This is a genomic window from Streptomyces diversicolor, assembly GCF_057537855.1.
Genome location: NZ_BAAJXA010000148.1, coordinates 1 through 687, shown reverse-complemented (window position 1 = coordinate 687; position 687 = coordinate 1). Strand labels below are relative to the sequence as shown.

Here is a 687-nt window from a genome sequence, read left to right as displayed (position 1 = left end):
ACCCACCGAATCACCCGACACCACCCACGGCACCACCGGCAACACCACCGAAGACGACACCTCCGACATCACGGCATCCGGCGCCCCCTCCAACACCACATGCGCGTTGGTACCCGAAATACCGAACGACGAGACGGCGGCTCGGCGCGGACGCCCCGTCTCCGGCCACGACCGGGCCTCGGTCACCAACTCCACCGCACCCGACGACCAGTCCACCCGCGACGAGGGAACACCCACATGCAGCGTCGGCGGCACCATGCCCGCCCCCATCGCCTGCACCATCTTGATCACACCCGCCACACCCGCAGCCGCCTGGGTGTGACCGATGTTGGACTTCACCGATCCGAGCAGCAGCGGCCGGTCCGCAGGGCGTTCCCGGCCGTACGTCGCCAACAACGCCTGCGCCTCGATCGGATCACCCAGCGAGGTGCCCGTCCCATGCGCCTCCACCACGTCCACGTCGGCGGGAGTCAGTTCGCCCTGAGTCAGTGCCTGCCGGATCACCCGCTGCTGCGACGGGCCACTGGGCGCGGTGAGGCCGTTGGAGGCGCCGTCCTGGTTGACCGCGGAGGCCCGCACGGTGGCCAGCACGCGGTGTCCGTTGCGCCGCGCGTCCGAAAGCCGCTCAAGGAGCAGCAACCCAACGCCCTCACCCCAGCCGGTGCCGTCCGCGTCGTCCGAGAACGA

The 687-nt window shown here is 70.2% G+C and carries 1 protein-coding gene; it reads right to left on the bottom strand.

Features of this window, described 5'->3' with window-relative positions; genetic code table 11:
- On the bottom strand, nt 1-687 hold a 687-nt coding region (locus AC27LF_RS45570), incomplete at both ends, for a ketoacyl-synthetase C-terminal extension domain-containing protein (RefSeq protein ID WP_479665237.1).